We start from the raw sequence: 14,949 nt of genomic DNA, 5'->3' as shown, positions 1-14,949 counted from the left end.
CTTGGACATTCCATAGATCAAATTATAACTGCAATAAAATCTAAAATCCAGTCCATAAATGACCTCAGGTCAATAATTATTTGTACTTTTTCGTAAGTAACCGCTTTCCATGACACGACGTGTTATCATCACGTTTGAATGATGTTAGAAAACCTTATTTATCTTTGTATAGTATTCCAACACAATACAAATATTATTGCACACTTATGTGTTTTCTATTATTATGATTGCTTAGTATTTGCATTGAAAGGAAGTTATCAGATATGACCGATGAAAAAAATCCACAAACGATGCCGGCTTTTAAATATTGCCGTGAATCCCGCGTTTTCAAAACCGGACGTGTTTTCCCTAATGATGTTAATAATCACAAGACATTATTTGGCGGCAAGCTCATGAGCGGCATTGACGAAGTAGCCTCCATCTCCGCTATGCGACATTGCCGTGCCAATGTCGTCACAGCCTCTACAGACTCTGTTGACTTCTTAAGACCCATTCGACCTACAGACTCCGTATGCTTCGAATCCTTTGTTTCTTGGACTGGGCGTACAAGCATAGAGGTATTTGTAAAGATCATTTCAGAAAATTTATACACTGGTGAGCGCGCCGTCGCCGCCACTTCATTTCTCACCTTTGTCGCAGTCGAGGAGGATGGCACTCCAACTCCGGTTCCTGCCATTATCCCAGAGACCGACGAAGAAAAACTGATCAACGAATCAGCAAATGAACGTTCTGAGTTGCGCAAAGTGAGAAGAACCATCAGTAAAAAACTTGCTGCTGAGCTCAATACAATAAAATACTGGGAATAACTCTGCCTAAAGCAGAGTTTTATTCTCATTTTTATTGCGGCAGAGAATTCTCTCGCCATGTTGCACACTTCATACCACACAAAAAAGCACCGCTGCATGGGCAACCCGCAGGCGGTGCTTTTCTATTATGTCACAACACTTACGCGTTGATTTTCTCTTTAGCAATACCAGCCAAGGAGTTGAATGCGTTAAGATCATTTACAGCCAGATCAGCCAGCATCTTACGGTTAACTTCTACACCAGCCAATTTCAGGCCGTATACAAGTTTGCTGTAAGAAAGACCGTTCAAACGAGCTGCTGCATTAATACGAACGATCCACAGTCTGCGGAAGTTACGTTTAGTTTGACGACGGTCGCGGTAAGCGTAAACCATCGATTTCATTACTTGTTCTTTAGCTGTTTTAAAAATGCGGTGTTTAGAACCGAAATAACCTTTTGCCAATTTCAACACTTTTTTATGTCTACGACGAACTACAAATCCGCCCTTAACTCTTGCCATATTAATAAACCTCCCAAAAATGTGTGATAAACTATTTCAAGTTAGCCAATCCTTGTTTCAAACGTCTTACATCCCCAGGGGCCATTACTGGATTACCGTTCAGAACGCGCTTAGCGCGTTTAGATTTGTGGGACAGCAAGTGGTTTTTGTGAGCTTTGTAACGTGTTACTTTACCAGTTCCGGTAATTTTAAAGCGGCCTTTCAGGCTGCTATGTGTTTTCATCTTAGGCATGGTGTTTCCTCCTTGAATATTATGCGGCGCCAAATTGCAGATAAGCAAGTGACTCCATATTTATTGGGCTTTAGGAGCCAAAATCATAATCATGCTGCGGCCTTCCAGCTTAGGCTGGCGCTCAACAACAGAAATATCAGCCACTTCGTTTTTAACACGCTCGAGGATTTTCTGGCCGATATTCGCATGAGTAATCTCACGTCCGCGGAAACGTACGGAGCACTTCACTTTATCGCCTTCACCCAAGAACTTGATCACATTGCGGAACTTGGTTTGATAATCATGTTCCTCAATGTTAGCACGGAACCAGACTTCCTTGATATCAACGATCTTCTGGTTCTTACGCGCTTCCTTCTCTTTCTTCTGCGTTTCATAACGGAACTTGCCGTAATCCATGATGCGGCATACCGGCGGCTTAGCCTGCGGTGCTACATTGACTAAATCTAGATTAAGATCGATCGCCATTTGCAACGCTTCGCGGATCGGTTTAATTCCGATTTGTTCGCCTTCCGCACCAACCAACCGTACCTCTTTGGCCCGAATTTCATCATTGATCATATGTTCCTTACTGATAACTCTCCACCTCCGGATCTTTTTAACAACTTTACTGCCATACTCCATAAAAAAGGGGTGCCGGTAACACCCGACACCCCGTGTTTGATCAACGTTCATGAACATTAACATTCATAAAGCATTGAGATCAAAACCAGCCGGCGAATATGCCAGTCAGGTGAGAAGCAGGTGCTTCTTCTTGCAATCCCTATGATTTGCGTACTTGAATACTATACACCACTCCAAACGGAGTGTCAATTCTTTTATTCAACATTCTGAAATGTCTTAAACCTGCTTGCTTTGCACTTCTTCAAGTCTTACGACACGCGTATGCTTGGTATGGCTCCACTGCTTGTTGTTCTGCGTGAAGAACGCATAGAACGTAATAGGATACCAAGAGATCAGGTAAATTGGGAAGAACACCAGGTAAGCGTACACCTTCTTAAATTTAACCTTCTCCAAAGCCATCGCGATCCCAAAGGTCACCAGATTCAAACCGATCGCAAGGAAACCGAGCCAAACTGGCAAGCTTCCGTAAATATTAGCGATATTCGGGCCGTTAAAGAGAGCCATATCTACCCACATTACCGCCGTCATCAAGAAAGTGAGCAAAACAATGTACACATTTGCTCCGTAAAGAGCAAGGTCAAACTTCGTTAAGCTACGTTCTTTAATACTTTGCCAAAGTAATGGAAAAAAATAACGACGAGCTACAGTGAAGTGTCCTTGCATCCAGCGCAGACGCTGTCTTGAAGAGGCCTTGAAAGTTAGAGGCTTCTCATCAAATACCTTTGCGTCATAGTTGAACTTAGGATATACACCATGTGATGCACTGCGCATCGTAAACTCCAGATCCTCAACCAAGCTTGTAGCTCCCCAGCCCATCTCTTTAAGGAGATGGGTCTCGAAACACATTCCTGTTCCGCCAAGGAAGTTCGCCATATTCAAATTATGGCGTGAAAGTTGCCACAAACGGTTAATATACCAATACGAGACACCATACGCTGCAGTAATCCAGGAATCTTCTGGATTCTTGGTATCAATATAACCTTGAATAACACGCGCTCCTGAACAAAGATCATTATTCATCTCCATTAGGAATTCAGTATGTGCCAGGTTATCGGCATCAAACATTACAACTGCGTCATATTGACGCGGCATGCTCCAAAGCTCCTTGAGCATCCATTCAATGGCATAACCTTTACCACGTAGATTCGGGTTCGTACGGACACAAGCATTCATTCCGTGCTCTCGAACAATACGAGCTGTACCATCTGTACAATTGTCACAAATTACAAATACGTCAAACAGTTCTGAAGGATAGTTAAGCTGCTTCAGGTTCTCCATTAACGCGCCGACGACTTCTTCCTCGTTATGTGCAGCAACAAGTACTGCAAATGTTTTTTCTGGCTTATACTTTGTCTTTGTCTTTTTCTTGTGCAGACCAAATAACGAAAAGGTAAACTGATATACTGCGATTGCTGCCAAAATCACTTGGAGCGTAACAAACAGTGCGTCTGTCATGACCTTTTGATGCCCCCTTTTTTCACTCTCGGTGTTCTTTTTTTTCTCTCTAGTTTGCTTGACGTTCCTTCTGACCCTTTTGTTGCATCCCTTAACAATAGACCAAGAGTATTCTTATTCTAGGCAGACTTCACAATTTTTATATGTGTTGTTTAAAAGAATTGTATGGATTCCATTATTTCGGATCCTTATTTATCTCTTACCCTTTTAAACATGTTTAGTCCGCTTGAATCATTGTAAGGCGTTAGCGGCTCTAAGTCAAAACTAGCAAATTTCTAGCAAAACTGAGCTTTTCCTTGAAATGGACTACCTTTAAAAAGTATGATTAAGACAGATCTAATGCAAAAGAACGGACTGCTCATAAGCACCTGTTATCGGTAGCCGACTGGCGGAGGGACAAGATATGAGACATTTATTCATGAAGCTACATCTCTGGGAGCGGCACCTTTTTAAGTGGATCAACGGACGAATGCATAATCGTTTTCTGAACTTTTGGCTCTTCTATCTCACTCATTTGGGTGGAGCTACAAGCACAATTGTTATCAACATATTGATATGGGTACTTGCTCCTCAGCCATGGAGAACCGCTAGCCTGCAAGCAATGACGGCTCTAGCTGTTAGCCATTTGCCAGTTGCTGTCGCCAAGAAACTGTATCCACGCATGCGGCCTTATCTGGCGTTACCGGATACGAACACATTTCGTAATCCATTAAAGGATCATTCTTTTCCTTCTGGTCATACTACAGCTATCTTTGCTTCAACGGTCCCATATATGGTAGCATTTCCTGCCTTGACCGTTATTCTGCTGCCACTGGCCTGTATTGTCGGGTTTTCACGCATTTATCTGGGATTACATTATCCATCCGATGTCTTTGCAGGCTTAGTGATCGGAACCAGTGTTGCAGCGGGCACCATAGCCTTATGGATCTGAAGTATATATGGTTAAACCGGGAAAACCTTTGAGAATAGGTGAATCAAAATTGCAAAAAAAAAGAATTTTAATACTTTCAGAAGGCTTTGGAGCAGGACATACTCAAGCAGCTTATGCGCTGTCGAGCAGTTTGCGCCAACTGTCACCTAATTTACAAACGAAGGTGCTAGAACTTGGGAACTTCCTAAATCCCAAAATGGCCCCCATTATTCTGTCCGCTTACCGTAAGACGGTAACTACTCAGCCAAAGCTGATGGGGTATGTCTATCGTCACCAAAAATCATTTAATCGTCTTACCACGCTTGCCCTGCATCGTATATTTTATACGCATACCAAAAATGTTGTTATGCAGTTGAAACCTGACGTTATTGTCTGCACACACTTCATTCCGGGTGCTGTAGTATCTCGTCTTAAGCGAGTGGATCCCACCCTAAAGGTGCCACTCGTAACTGTTATAACGGATTATGACGCACATGCCAGCTGGATCAGTCCAGAGGTAGACCGTTATCTGGTATCAACACCAGAGGTTAAATCCAAATTGCGTATGCGAAACATTCCTGCTGCGAAAATTCAGGTTACAGGGATACCCGTACATCCTAACTTTTGGCAGCACCCTGGAAAGCAGGAGATTCGACAGCAATTCAATCTCAAGGATATGCCAACAGTACTAGTCATGGGCGGCGGCTGGGGGATCATGAACGATCAGGTTGTAAATGCCTGTCTGGCGGAATGGCGTGAGAAGATTCAGATTGTTTTCTGTCTCGGCAAGAATGAAGAGCTGCTTCAGGAAATGAAAGAAGACTCACGTTATAATCATCCTAATATTTCCTTGATCGGTTTTACGCGTGAGATTGACAAGCTGATGGAGGTGTCCGATCTGCTCGTCACAAAACCGGGTGGAATGACCTGCAGTGAAGGGCTCGCTAAAGGAATACCGATGCTTTTCTATAACCCTCTGCCCGGGCAGGAGGAGGAAAATTGCCGTTATTTTACCGCAGCAGGTTTCGGAGAGCCGATTGAGTCTTTAGACGTAGTCATAATGTGGATGGAGCGTCTCTTAAACAACTACGAGGATGTGCAGAATAAGCGAAAACTTCATCTCGAGGAAATCGCCCGTTACCACCCATTGCAATGTGCTCAGAGCATTATCGAATTATTGGAATAGTTAACAAAATAAATTAGCAGCCTCCAAACCACTTGGAGGCTGCTAATTTATTATTGAAGCATGTCTTTAGGAGCAGTGCTTTGTAACTACAACCGGTATTTGTCCAAACGGGTAGCTTGATACTGCTTGAGCGCTTCCGCACCTACAATGGCCTCACAACGATGGATATTCACGCCGCGTCCGACAAATTTCGTCTCGTATTCTGTCATAATATGATCCTCATTTATGATCCCGTCCGCATGTAGGTCTAACGAGATATTTTTCATCTGTAAACCAAAGTCCGCAAATGCATTTAATGAGAATTCAAATAGGCTTCGGGAATCTGTTTTCAAATGAATTTCACCTAAGTCGCTTAGCAGCCCCCGATATTTGTCAAGAAAACGCGGGTGTGTCAAACGACGACGAGCATGCTTACTCTTCGGCCACGGATCACTAAAGTTAAGATAAATTCGTTCCAGTTCTCCTGGAGTAAATACTTCCTCTGCATAATCAATATTGGCGAGTGCCAATTTCAGGTTAGGCGGCGTCTCATGACCTGCCGGCTCCCATACCGCTCTAGCCTTATCTCCAGCACGGCGGATCAGCTCATCATACATATCAACGCCGATAAAATTAATATCGGGATATTTAAAGCTCATTTGACTGATAAACTGTCCCTTGCCCATTCCGAACTCCACATGGATCGGATGATCATTTCCAAACAGCTTGGACCACTCACCTTTATAACTCCGAGGGTCTAGAATGACTAGATCGGTCTGTTCTTCCAAACTTTCACGTATTCCTTTTCTTCCGCGTAAACGCATAGGTATTCCTCCGATTATCTCTTATACGATAACTGTCACTTGCAATATTGTGCCGAAATTGTCCCGAAAAGTAAAGGGATTGGGGTAAAAAAGAAAAAGGAATTCTCTGGTTCAGCTCTTAAATGAGCTATCCAGGGGAATTCCTTCGTTGTGTATATTTGGTATTAAGGCTCATTCTTATCCGGTAGATTAGGATCTACTTTGTGTTTGAGCTATTTGGCAAATGTCTTTTTTTCGAATGCGCTGCGAATTTTACGCTGTGCATCTGTCTTGATCTTAGGGTTGCCGTTAAATTCCACGCCTGTTAGTGCAAGGGCTTCATCTGGCGTTAAGTGGACTTCAATCGAATCTTTACCCTCAGCATATACCGTTTGAGAATTCATTGCTATCACCTCACGGTTATTATTATGGATCGGACGACACGAAATTATGAACTCCTGGCTGAATTTCTTTATGCCACAGCAGCTTTTCACACTCTGAATATAACATACTATGTAAGCATTTTCAAGTTGAAAGCGCCTTACTTTCGGCCTATTTTCATGCCAGTACCGTGAGTGAATGTTACGCCGAGCTCTGTTTTTTGATACAATGTATTGGGTTATAAGAAACGGCTGCGTGTTCTTTTATAAAGGATGCCATCCGTCTCAGAAAAATATAAGGATAAGGATGCTTATCCATGTTTATATTTTCAGAAAGGAGCTCCTCGTGTCTAACCTTCAATACACTACTCCTCCGCAGCTTTGGGGAGATAAACGTTTTCATACCTGGAATTACGAAATGCGTGAACATTTGAACACCAAGGTATTCAAAGTTATGCTTGATGCTGGCTTTACCTGTCCCAACCGTGACGGCTCCATCGCTAAAGGTGGTTGTACATTTTGCAGTGCCAGAGGTTCTGGTGATTTTGCAGGAAGTCGCCGAGATGATCTCGTCACCCAATTTAATAACATCCGTGATAAGCAGCATCTTAAATGGCCAAACGCTAAATACATCGGATATTTTCAGGCCTATACGAATACGTACGCTCCGGTCGAAGAGCTTAGAGAATATTTCGAAGAGATTTTGCAGCAGCCCGGTGTCGTTGGACTTTCTATTGCTACACGGCCTGACTGTTTGCCAGATGATGTTGTCGAATATTTAGCAGAGCTAAACGAGCGCACCTATCTGTGGGTAGAAATGGGGCTTCAGACTATACACGACTCCACTTCTGAGCTTATTAATCGGGCCCATGATACCCAGTGTTATTTAGAGGCTGTTGATAAGCTGCGGCGTCACGGCATTCGTATCTGTACCCATATCATTCACGGCCTCCCACAGGAGACGCATGAAATGATGCTGGAAACGGTATCTGCTGTCGCTCGTATGGATGTCCAAGGAATTAAGATTCACCTGCTACATCTCATGCGTAAAACACCCATGGTGAAGCAGTACGAAGCCGGACTGCTACGGTTCATGGAACAGGACGAATATGTGAAGCTGATTGTTGATTCACTCGAAATTCTGCCCCCTGAGATGATTGTACATCGCTTGACTGGTGACGCTCCTCGGGATCTCTTAGTCGGTCCGTTGTGGAGTCTCAAAAAGTGGGAAGTGCTAAATGCCATTGACGCTGAGCTTGTTGCTCGTGATACTTGGCAGGGTAAGTATTGGAGGAAAAGCTAATGGGCTTCATGTCCGTTCTAAGCTTTGCTCATAAATTAATCTCTGAGCGGCTAACTATAGGTGAGCGTGCTATTGATGCCACTGTAGGTACTGGTGCTGATACGCTTTTTCTAGCCAAAATGGTCGGAGCTCGCGGTGAAGTCTACGGCTTTGACATTCAAGCTGCAGCGCTGAAGCTGGCTGAAGAGCGCCTGCGGCTTGCAAGAGAGGAAGCTCCCTCGCTCGCCACCGTCACTTTGCTGGAACGTAGTCACGCAGAAATGGCTGAAGCTGTTCCAGCGAACTGGCATGGCACCGTTGGTGCTGTAATGTTCAACCTAGGATACTTGCCTTCAGGAGATGCCGACAAGAACATCATTACTCAGCCAGGCAGCTCCATTGCAGCCTTGGAAGCTTCTCTCCAGTTACTGCGTCCAGGCGGGATCATCACGGCGGTTCTTTATCCCGGCCATGCTGGCGGAGATAAAGAAGCCGATGCCGTTGAATCTTGGGCAGCAGCTGTTTCCCAAAAGGTAGCACAAAGCATTGTTTATCGTCAGCTTCAGCGCACGGATTCACCTTATATGATTGCGCTTGAAAAAAAAAAGGAATCCCCTCTTAAACTGTAAGCATCAAACAATTTTATATTTGGGAAGGAAGATGTAGTAATGACTCAACCATATCCTTTGAAATTTCAACCGGAGTTTAAAGAACGTGTCTGGGGAGGCCGCGCGCTGGAGAAATTCGGCCTAGATCTGCCAGAAGGACATATTGGCGAAGGCTGGATGATCGCCGATCACGCGAATGGAACGTCTTCAGTGGTAAACGGAGAGTTAGCCGGCCAAGGCTTAGATCAAATTCGTGAGCAGTTCGGCCATGAATGGTTCGGAAGCAAAGGGATTTCTGAAACGGGTGGAAGATTTCCTCTACTAATCAAATTGCTGGACTGCAACGACAATCTTTCCGTTCAAGTCCACCCTACAGATGATTATGAGGGAGTGCCACAAGGTGAACTGGGCAAAACAGAGATGTGGTACGTGTTAGACGCTAAGCCAGGTGCCAAAATCATCTATGGTCTTAAAGAAGGCGTGGATCGTGAAACATTGCGCGAAGCACTGGAAAAAGGCACCGTTATGGATAGCCTTCAAGAAGTATCTGTCTCTGCAGGAGACTCCTTCTATATTCCAGCCGGAACCGTTCATGCGTTATGCGCTGGTGTCGTTGTAGCAGAGATCCAGCAAAATTCCGACACTACATACCGTATTTATGACTATGACCGTCCAGGCCTGGACGGAAAGCCACGTGAGCTTCATATTGAGGATTCACTTAATGTTACAGCTTATGAAGGCGCCGGGGCTACTTCGATGAAGACAGATAACGCAGTACCTGGAGAGTGGCTGCAACTTGCCGCTTCGCCATATTTCATCGTAGAAAAAGGAATCGTAAATGGTTCATGGGGCCTCACCACTACAGAAGACAGCTTCACTATTCTAGTCATCTGTGAAGGCAGCGGACATCTTACTTGGGATGGCGGCTCCCAGCCTTATGCTGCAGGAGAATGCTATCTGATTCCTTCCAGTCTCGGCCGTTACGCTATCGAAGGTCATTCTACTGTGCTTCGCTCTTATTTACCATAAGTCGAGAACCTTTAGGAGGAATGGACCATGAAGGAAAATAGTTTTACCCTAACGGATCCCATAGGTGTAAATATCCATGTCTATGAATGGTTACCTGAATCCGATGTGCCAGTTAGAGGAATCGTGCAAATTTCTCACGGTATGTGTGAAACAGCTGTCCGTTATGCTCGTTTTGCGGAAGCCTTAACAGGAGTTGGTTATGCAGTATATGTCAATGACCACCGGGGACATGGTAAAACCGCTGGTCAAGTCGATCTGCTTGGCGATGTTGGGGAGGACGGATTCTATTGGATGCGGCGCAATCTGCTCCAGGTAGCAGCCAAAGCACTCTCCAAACATGAAGGTAAGCCTATCTTTCTATTCGCTCATAGTATGGGTTCCTTTCTGGCTCAAAAGCTGATGTGTGAAGAGGGTAACGAAATCTATGCAGGATTTATCCTAAGCGGTACAAATGGTCCTCGCGGTATGCTGCGCCTTGGAGAATCTCTGGCTAGTGCACAGCTCAAGTTAAAGGGTGAACATCACCGCAGTGTACTACTAAACAGCTTAGTATTCGGCAGTTATAACCGTGCTTTTTCTCCCGTAAGAACAGCATATGACTGGCTGAGCAGCGATGATGCGGAAGTAGATAAGTACATTTCCGATCCATTCTGTGGCGCTATTTGTACAACACGCTTTTTCCGTGGTTTTTTCCACCTCCTAAGGGAGATCCATACCGAGGAATCACTTAGGACATTATGTACAAGTAAGCCCATTTATATCTTTGGTGGGGATAAGGATCCTGTAGGGATGAGCGGACAAGGCATTCCTCGTCTTGCGGAGCTGTACAAGAAGCGAGGGATATCGGACGTAGAGTATCGGCTCTATCCAGGTGGCAGGCATGAAATGCTTAATGAGGTGAACCGGGATCAAGTTACGGCCGATGTGCTTAACTGGCTAGAACAGCATCTCCCTTCTGAGGTTACGACTACAAGTTAAGAGAAAAACGAGGTTTTTCGGAGCAGCCATCCTCCCGTTATTGGGGATCGCTGCTCTTCGTTTTGGGTTGTGAGCAATTTACCACACTCGTTAATCCTAGCCCCTCCCCTCTTTTCGGATACATGGATGCTTTTAGGCAACCATTACTCCCCCACCATCATTTTCGGACTCACAATTGTGGAGAAATCACACATGTAAGGTCATACGGGCCCAATAACACTAAATTTAGCAGGTAAACCTTGCATATAAAACAAAAATAGACCGCCCCAGGGGAGCGATCTATATGGAACTATTACAAAGGTAACGTATAATACTGAGCGCGTTGGCTCTCGTTCTGCTGATACATTACAATTAGCAGCGTGCGACCTTCGGGAACGGAAGTTGGTTCAGCTACGGCTACAGCAGAGCTTGTGGTTTGGACAGACTCTTCTAAACTACGCTCTGTAACTCCCAGTATTAATGACTCAGGAGAAGGTACAGCCCCATCGACAGCATTGTCCTCTTCCTCTTCCTCTGAACCCCCATCCGCCCGTAGACCGCTGATGGATTCCAGTACCGCTTCAAGCGAGAACGGTAGCACTTCAAGCACCGTATATTTTTGCAGCTCTCTTTCACTGAGTCCGGCTTCTGCCAACTGTGCAGAGATTTGACCCGGATTAGCAGCGATATCCCTCAAGTAACTCGACCAATCCGACTTATCCAACACGAAATCCCACCAGATTTTGCGAGGCTTATACTTGTGTCCTAGGAAATAATCAAGCTTCATTAGCCCCGTAATAATATCCATAGATGGAGTCCCACGATCTATTAAGAAGGACTGCAAACGGATAAAGAGATCTTCCAGCTGATGCCCAATCTTTTGCCAGCCTCTCTCCTCCCAATAGTCACCGAACTCCTGAAAGAAATCGAATGGGGAATCAAACACATGACGGATCAAGTATTTAGCCGTATGGTCCAACCGGTGGCTGTTCCAGTATTTCTCCAGCACGTCCTCAAGCCGCTTCAAGCGGATAATATCCGAGAAGGTCATCATATGACTGCTAAGGATTTCGTAAGGGGCATGTTCCATATACGTATACTCATATTTTGCCGCCTGTGCACGCAGACCCGTCCCGCGAAGCATTTTAAGGAAACCAAGCTGCAGCTCTTCTGGCTCCATAACGAATACATCATTAAACGTTTTGCGGAAGGTGGTGTAATCCTCCATAGGAAGCCCCGCGATCAAATCTAGATGCTGATCGATATTGCGACTTTCCTTGATCTTCATTACCGTACGAGACAGCTTCTTGAAATTCTGGCGACGTTTAACGAGCTCGTTCGTCTCATCGTTCGTAGACTGTACACCAATCTCGAATCTAAAGATGCCCGGTGGCGCATTATTCGACAGGAAATCCAGAACTTCTGGCCGCATAATATCTGCTGTGATTTCAAACTGGAACACACAGCCTTGATGATTATCGATCAGGAATTGAAACATTTCCATCGCATAGTTGCGGTTGATATTGAAGGTGCGGTCCAAAAATTTAATGATTTTGGCACCATTTTCAATTAAATAGAGTAAATCAGACTTCACTCGTTCAATATCATAGTAACGTACGCCAACCTCAATACTGGATAAACAAAATTGACAGTTAAACGGGCACCCACGACTTGTCTCAAAATAAACAATACGTTTGCTCAAATCTGGAATATCCTCTGGAAAACGATGCGGTGTAGGCAGCGTATTTAGATCGCTTTTGGGACGAGGTGGATTTACAATGATCTCCTCTCCCTTACGATAAGCAGCTCCGTACACAAAATGAAATTTCCGGTCATCTCTCAACTCCTGCAGCAGATGATGGAAGGTCTCTTCTCCATCTCCGTTGACGATAAAATCAATGCCAGCTTCTCTCTTCATCCAATGCAGCGGCTCATAAGAAACTTCCGGACCTCCGAGAACAATCGTAACCTCGGGCATCACTTGCTTAAGAATTCCGATCAGCTTGAGCGTCTCCTCGATATTCCAGATATAACAAGAGAAGCCAATCACATCTGGCCGTTTCTGAAACAAGTCGGACACGATATTCATCACGGGATCTTTGATGGTGTACTCCACTAAATGAATATCATTAAATTCATGCTCACTGTAGGCTTTAAGCAAACGAATTGCCAGTGAGGTATGGATATATTTGGCGTTTAATGTGGTTAGGATGATTTTCATGCTACACGACCTTCTCTACATTTCATTTTGAAAAAACTCTAGGAATGCTTTACCGTACTTCCGGTATTTCACTTCCCCTACGCCCTTCACTCTCAGCATTTCCGCTTCGGTCTGCGGGCAAACCACACTCATCTCACGCAGCGTAGCATCATTAAAAATGATATATGAGGGCACATGCTCACGTCCCGCCAACTCTCTCCGGATCAGACGAAGCTGCTCAAAGACGGTCTCATTGACCGCCGAAGGTGACAGGTCATGCCCACGACTACGAACTCGCGTGCCGGATGCCGCGCCTACTCGTGATGGACGCGCCACCCGCTGCGTGACCTCACGTTGTCCACGCAGTACCTCAGCAGCTAAAGGCTGTAGCCGTACTACTGGATACTGTCCTTCCGACAAGACCAGATATCCCTCTGAGATCAGCACATTAATGCTCTCCGAGATTTCCTTCTCTGTCCGGCTCGACAATGCCCCATGGGTCGGCAGCTTATCAAAACCATATTGCATCACTTTCTGATTGCGAGAGCCTTTCAGCACAGAAGCCACTAATGCTACTCCATAACGTTCCCGCATACGGTGGATGCAAGAGAATATCTTTTGCGCATCTACGGTCATATCTATAAGCTCTCGTTCATCTGTACATGAGCTGCAAATGCCGCATAACTTGTCTTCATGCGCCTCACCGAAGTAATCTAGTTGGGCACTGCGCAAGCAGCGGGTAGTATAACAATAATCAATCATTTGCTGAAGCTTGCGATATTCGTTAGCTTTACGGTCCGTATCCTGCGGATTCTGCTCGATCAGGAACTTCTGTGTCATAATATCCTGCGCACTAAAGAGCAGGATACACTCACTAGGCTCACCGTCACGACCCGCACGACCCGCTTCCTGAACATAAGCTTCCATATTCTTCGGCATATTATAATGAATGACATACCGGACATTGGATTTATCAATCCCCATCCCAAAAGCATTTGTGGCCACCATGACCCGGATATCGTCATATAGGAAGCCTTCCTGGCTATCTGCCCGCTCCTGATCATTCATACCTGCATGATAGCGGCCTGCCGCTATTCCTGAAGCCTGCAGCCTTTGATATAGATCATCCACTTCTTTGCGTGTAGCCGCATATACAATACCCGGCTGATGAGAATGCGTCGCTGTGTAATCCATAACGAATTCCCGCTTATTCTCCCCACGTAACACAGACATCGCTAGATTATCTCTTCCGAGTCCAGTCATGAAAATACCCGGCTCGCGCAGACGCAGCAGCCGAACCATGTCCTCCATAACCTCTGGTGTTGCCGTCGCTGTAAATGCAGCCAAGATTGGCCGTTCTGGCAGCTCATTCACAAATGGCGACACCGACAAATAGCTTGTGCGGAAATCATGCCCCCACTGAGATACACAGTGTGCCTCATCCACAGCTACACAGGAAATTGCCAGCTCAGCCATTTCCAGTCGGAACCAGTCCAGCTCTAGCCTTTCGGGCGCAACATAAAGCAGCTTCAAATCGCCGCGACGGGCAGCACGAATCCGCTCATTTACTTCTTTCCCGCTTAACGTGCTATTAATAAAGGCTGCCGGAATACCCGCCGTGGTTAATGCATCGACCTGATCCTTCATCAGTGAAATCAATGGTGAGATCACCAGTGTCAGCCCAGGAAGCAGCAGTGCGGGAACTTGATAGCAAATCGATTTCCCACCTCCCGTAGGAAGAATCCCCAGCGTGTCGCGCCCCTCCAGCAAGTTCTGAACAATCTTCTTCTGACCATCCCGAAAATCCGGATAACCGTAATATTTTTGCAGCTCAGCCTGCGCCTGTTCCATAGTAGGTGTTTGCATCATCATATCTCTCATAACCCCTTAAGCGTTTCTATCTTTAGTTTAGCGGTCAAAAGTGTATTGAGCAACACTCCTTAACTATGGTCACCATGTTCTTCCTTTGAAATATTTACATAAAAGGCCTTCTTTTAAGCCA

The 14,949-nt window shown here is 45.3% G+C and carries 15 protein-coding genes; 7 read left to right on the top strand and 8 right to left on the bottom strand.

Annotation, left to right across the window (positions count from 1 at the left end; genetic code table 11):
- Nucleotides 1–263 precede the first annotated feature (263 nt).
- A complete protein-coding gene (locus tag ACN6KS_RS06610; RefSeq protein WP_256989794.1) occupies nucleotides 264–806 on the top strand; it encodes an acyl-CoA thioesterase in 543 nt (180 codons plus the stop codon).
- 139 nt (nucleotides 807–945) lie between these two features.
- On the opposite strand, the gene rplT is transcribed toward ACN6KS_RS06610, so the two are convergent.
- The 4 genes from rplT to ACN6KS_RS06590 form a co-directional block, all read right to left on the bottom strand.
- On the bottom strand, nucleotides 946–1,305 hold the full coding sequence (rplT, locus tag ACN6KS_RS06605) for a 50S ribosomal protein L20 (protein WP_042125073.1): 360 nt from the start codon (nucleotides 1,303–1,305) through the stop codon (nucleotides 946–948).
- A 31-nt stretch (nucleotides 1,306–1,336) separates the two neighbouring features.
- Complete coding sequence (rpmI, locus tag ACN6KS_RS06600) at nucleotides 1,337–1,537, bottom strand: 50S ribosomal protein L35 (protein ID WP_036679507.1); 201 nt, start codon at nucleotides 1,535–1,537, stop codon at nucleotides 1,337–1,339.
- A 60-nt stretch (nucleotides 1,538–1,597) separates the two neighbouring features.
- Complete coding sequence (gene infC, locus ACN6KS_RS06595) at nucleotides 1,598–2,095, bottom strand: translation initiation factor IF-3 (protein WP_042125071.1); 498 nt, start codon at nucleotides 2,093–2,095, stop codon at nucleotides 1,598–1,600.
- Between the two features lie 279 nt (nucleotides 2,096–2,374).
- On the bottom strand, nucleotides 2,375–3,613 hold the full coding sequence (locus ACN6KS_RS06590) for a glycosyltransferase family 2 protein (RefSeq protein ID WP_440961630.1): 1,239 nt from the start codon (nucleotides 3,611–3,613) through the stop codon (nucleotides 2,375–2,377).
- Nucleotides 3,614–4,016: 403 nt separating this feature from the next.
- Here ACN6KS_RS06590 and ACN6KS_RS06585 point away from each other — a divergent pair, with 403 nt between their 5' ends.
- Nucleotides 4,017–4,544, top strand: coding sequence for a phosphatase PAP2 family protein (locus ACN6KS_RS06585; protein WP_094869935.1), 528 nt, complete (start codon nucleotides 4,017–4,019; stop codon nucleotides 4,542–4,544).
- A 49-nt stretch (nucleotides 4,545–4,593) separates the two neighbouring features.
- Entirely contained in the window at nucleotides 4,594–5,709 is a 1,116-nt protein-coding gene (locus tag ACN6KS_RS06580) for an MGDG synthase family glycosyltransferase (RefSeq protein WP_094869934.1), read from the top strand.
- 86 nt (nucleotides 5,710–5,795) lie between these two features.
- On the opposite strand, the gene trmB is transcribed toward ACN6KS_RS06580, so the two are convergent.
- Both trmB and ACN6KS_RS06570 read right to left on the bottom strand, forming a co-directional pair.
- Complete coding sequence (gene trmB / locus ACN6KS_RS06575; protein ID WP_094869933.1) at nucleotides 5,796–6,512, bottom strand: tRNA (guanosine(46)-N7)-methyltransferase TrmB; 717 nt, start codon at nucleotides 6,510–6,512, stop codon at nucleotides 5,796–5,798.
- 212 nt (nucleotides 6,513–6,724) lie between these two features.
- Nucleotides 6,725–6,895, bottom strand: a complete 171-nt coding sequence (locus ACN6KS_RS06570; protein WP_179281578.1) for a hypothetical protein — start codon at nucleotides 6,893–6,895, stop codon at nucleotides 6,725–6,727.
- 322 nt (nucleotides 6,896–7,217) lie between these two features.
- Here ACN6KS_RS06570 and ACN6KS_RS06565 point away from each other — a divergent pair, with 322 nt between their 5' ends.
- The 4 genes from ACN6KS_RS06565 to ACN6KS_RS06550 are packed head-to-tail and all read left to right on the top strand — an operon-like array spanning nucleotide 7,218 to nucleotide 10,768.
- Nucleotides 7,218–8,174 carry a TIGR01212 family radical SAM protein gene (locus tag ACN6KS_RS06565; protein WP_094869932.1) on the top strand — a complete coding sequence of 319 codons (957 nt, stop codon included), beginning with the start codon at nucleotides 7,218–7,220 and terminating at the stop codon, nucleotides 8,172–8,174.
- On the top strand, nucleotides 8,174–8,782 hold the full coding sequence (locus tag ACN6KS_RS06560; protein WP_440961629.1) for a class I SAM-dependent methyltransferase: 609 nt from the start codon (nucleotides 8,174–8,176) through the stop codon (nucleotides 8,780–8,782). Before ACN6KS_RS06565 ends, ACN6KS_RS06560 begins: the two co-directional genes overlap by 1 nt.
- Before the next feature lie 39 nt (nucleotides 8,783–8,821).
- Entirely contained in the window at nucleotides 8,822–9,790 is a 969-nt protein-coding gene (locus ACN6KS_RS06555) for a type I phosphomannose isomerase catalytic subunit (RefSeq protein WP_440961628.1), read from the top strand.
- Nucleotides 9,791–9,817: 27 nt separating this feature from the next.
- The gene (locus tag ACN6KS_RS06550) at nucleotides 9,818–10,768 is read left to right on the top strand and encodes an alpha/beta fold hydrolase (protein ID WP_094869929.1); all 951 of its coding nucleotides are present in this window, start codon (nucleotides 9,818–9,820) and stop codon (nucleotides 10,766–10,768) included.
- A 292-nt stretch (nucleotides 10,769–11,060) separates the two neighbouring features.
- On the opposite strand, the gene ACN6KS_RS06545 is transcribed toward ACN6KS_RS06550, so the two are convergent.
- Both ACN6KS_RS06545 and recQ read right to left on the bottom strand, forming a co-directional pair.
- Entirely contained in the window at nucleotides 11,061–12,968 is a 1,908-nt protein-coding gene (locus ACN6KS_RS06545; RefSeq protein ID WP_094869928.1) for a B12-binding domain-containing radical SAM protein, read from the bottom strand.
- A 15-nt stretch (nucleotides 12,969–12,983) separates the two neighbouring features.
- Nucleotides 12,984–14,819 (bottom strand): DNA helicase RecQ, encoded by a 1,836-nt coding sequence (recQ, locus tag ACN6KS_RS06540; RefSeq protein WP_094869927.1) that lies wholly within the window; start codon nucleotides 14,817–14,819, stop codon nucleotides 12,984–12,986.
- Nucleotides 14,820–14,949: the final 130 nt, after the last annotated feature.

This window comes from Paenibacillus nitricinens (assembly GCF_052056485.1).
GTDB classification, from domain to species: Bacteria; Bacillota; Bacilli; order Paenibacillales; family Paenibacillaceae; genus Paenibacillus_AQ; species Paenibacillus_AQ nitricinens.
Note: the sequence above shows the minus strand (reverse complement) of the source record. Positions and strands in the feature narration are given on the sequence as shown.

Bases quoted from the DNA above. Each gene is read 5' to 3' on its own strand.
- ACN6KS_RS06545 (WP_094869928.1), bottom strand. From the start codon at position 12,968: ATGAAAATCATCCTAACCACATTAAACGCCAAATATATCCATACCTCA.
- ACN6KS_RS06550 (WP_094869929.1), top strand. From the start codon at position 9,818: ATGAAGGAAAATAGTTTTACCCTAACGGATCCCATAGGTGTAAATATC.
- infC (WP_042125071.1), bottom strand. From the start codon at position 2,095: ATGATCAATGATGAAATTCGGGCCAAAGAGGTACGGTTGGTTGGTGCG.
- ACN6KS_RS06555 (WP_440961628.1), top strand. From the start codon at position 8,822: ATGACTCAACCATATCCTTTGAAATTTCAACCGGAGTTTAAAGAACGT.
- ACN6KS_RS06585 (WP_094869935.1), top strand. From the start codon at position 4,017: ATGAGACATTTATTCATGAAGCTACATCTCTGGGAGCGGCACCTTTTT.
- ACN6KS_RS06570 (WP_179281578.1), bottom strand. From the start codon at position 6,895: ATGAATTCTCAAACGGTATATGCTGAGGGTAAAGATTCGATTGAAGTC.
- rplT (WP_042125073.1), bottom strand. From the start codon at position 1,305: ATGGCAAGAGTTAAGGGCGGATTTGTAGTTCGTCGTAGACATAAAAAA.
- trmB (WP_094869933.1), bottom strand. From the start codon at position 6,512: ATGCGTTTACGCGGAAGAAAAGGAATACGTGAAAGTTTGGAAGAACAG.
- ACN6KS_RS06610 (WP_256989794.1), top strand. From the start codon at position 264: ATGACCGATGAAAAAAATCCACAAACGATGCCGGCTTTTAAATATTGC.
- ACN6KS_RS06560 (WP_440961629.1), top strand. From the start codon at position 8,174: ATGGGCTTCATGTCCGTTCTAAGCTTTGCTCATAAATTAATCTCTGAG.
- recQ (WP_094869927.1), bottom strand. From the start codon at position 14,819: ATGATGATGCAAACACCTACTATGGAACAGGCGCAGGCTGAGCTGCAA.
- rpmI (WP_036679507.1), bottom strand. From the start codon at position 1,537: ATGCCTAAGATGAAAACACATAGCAGCCTGAAAGGCCGCTTTAAAATT.
- ACN6KS_RS06590 (WP_440961630.1), bottom strand. From the start codon at position 3,613: ATGACAGACGCACTGTTTGTTACGCTCCAAGTGATTTTGGCAGCAATC.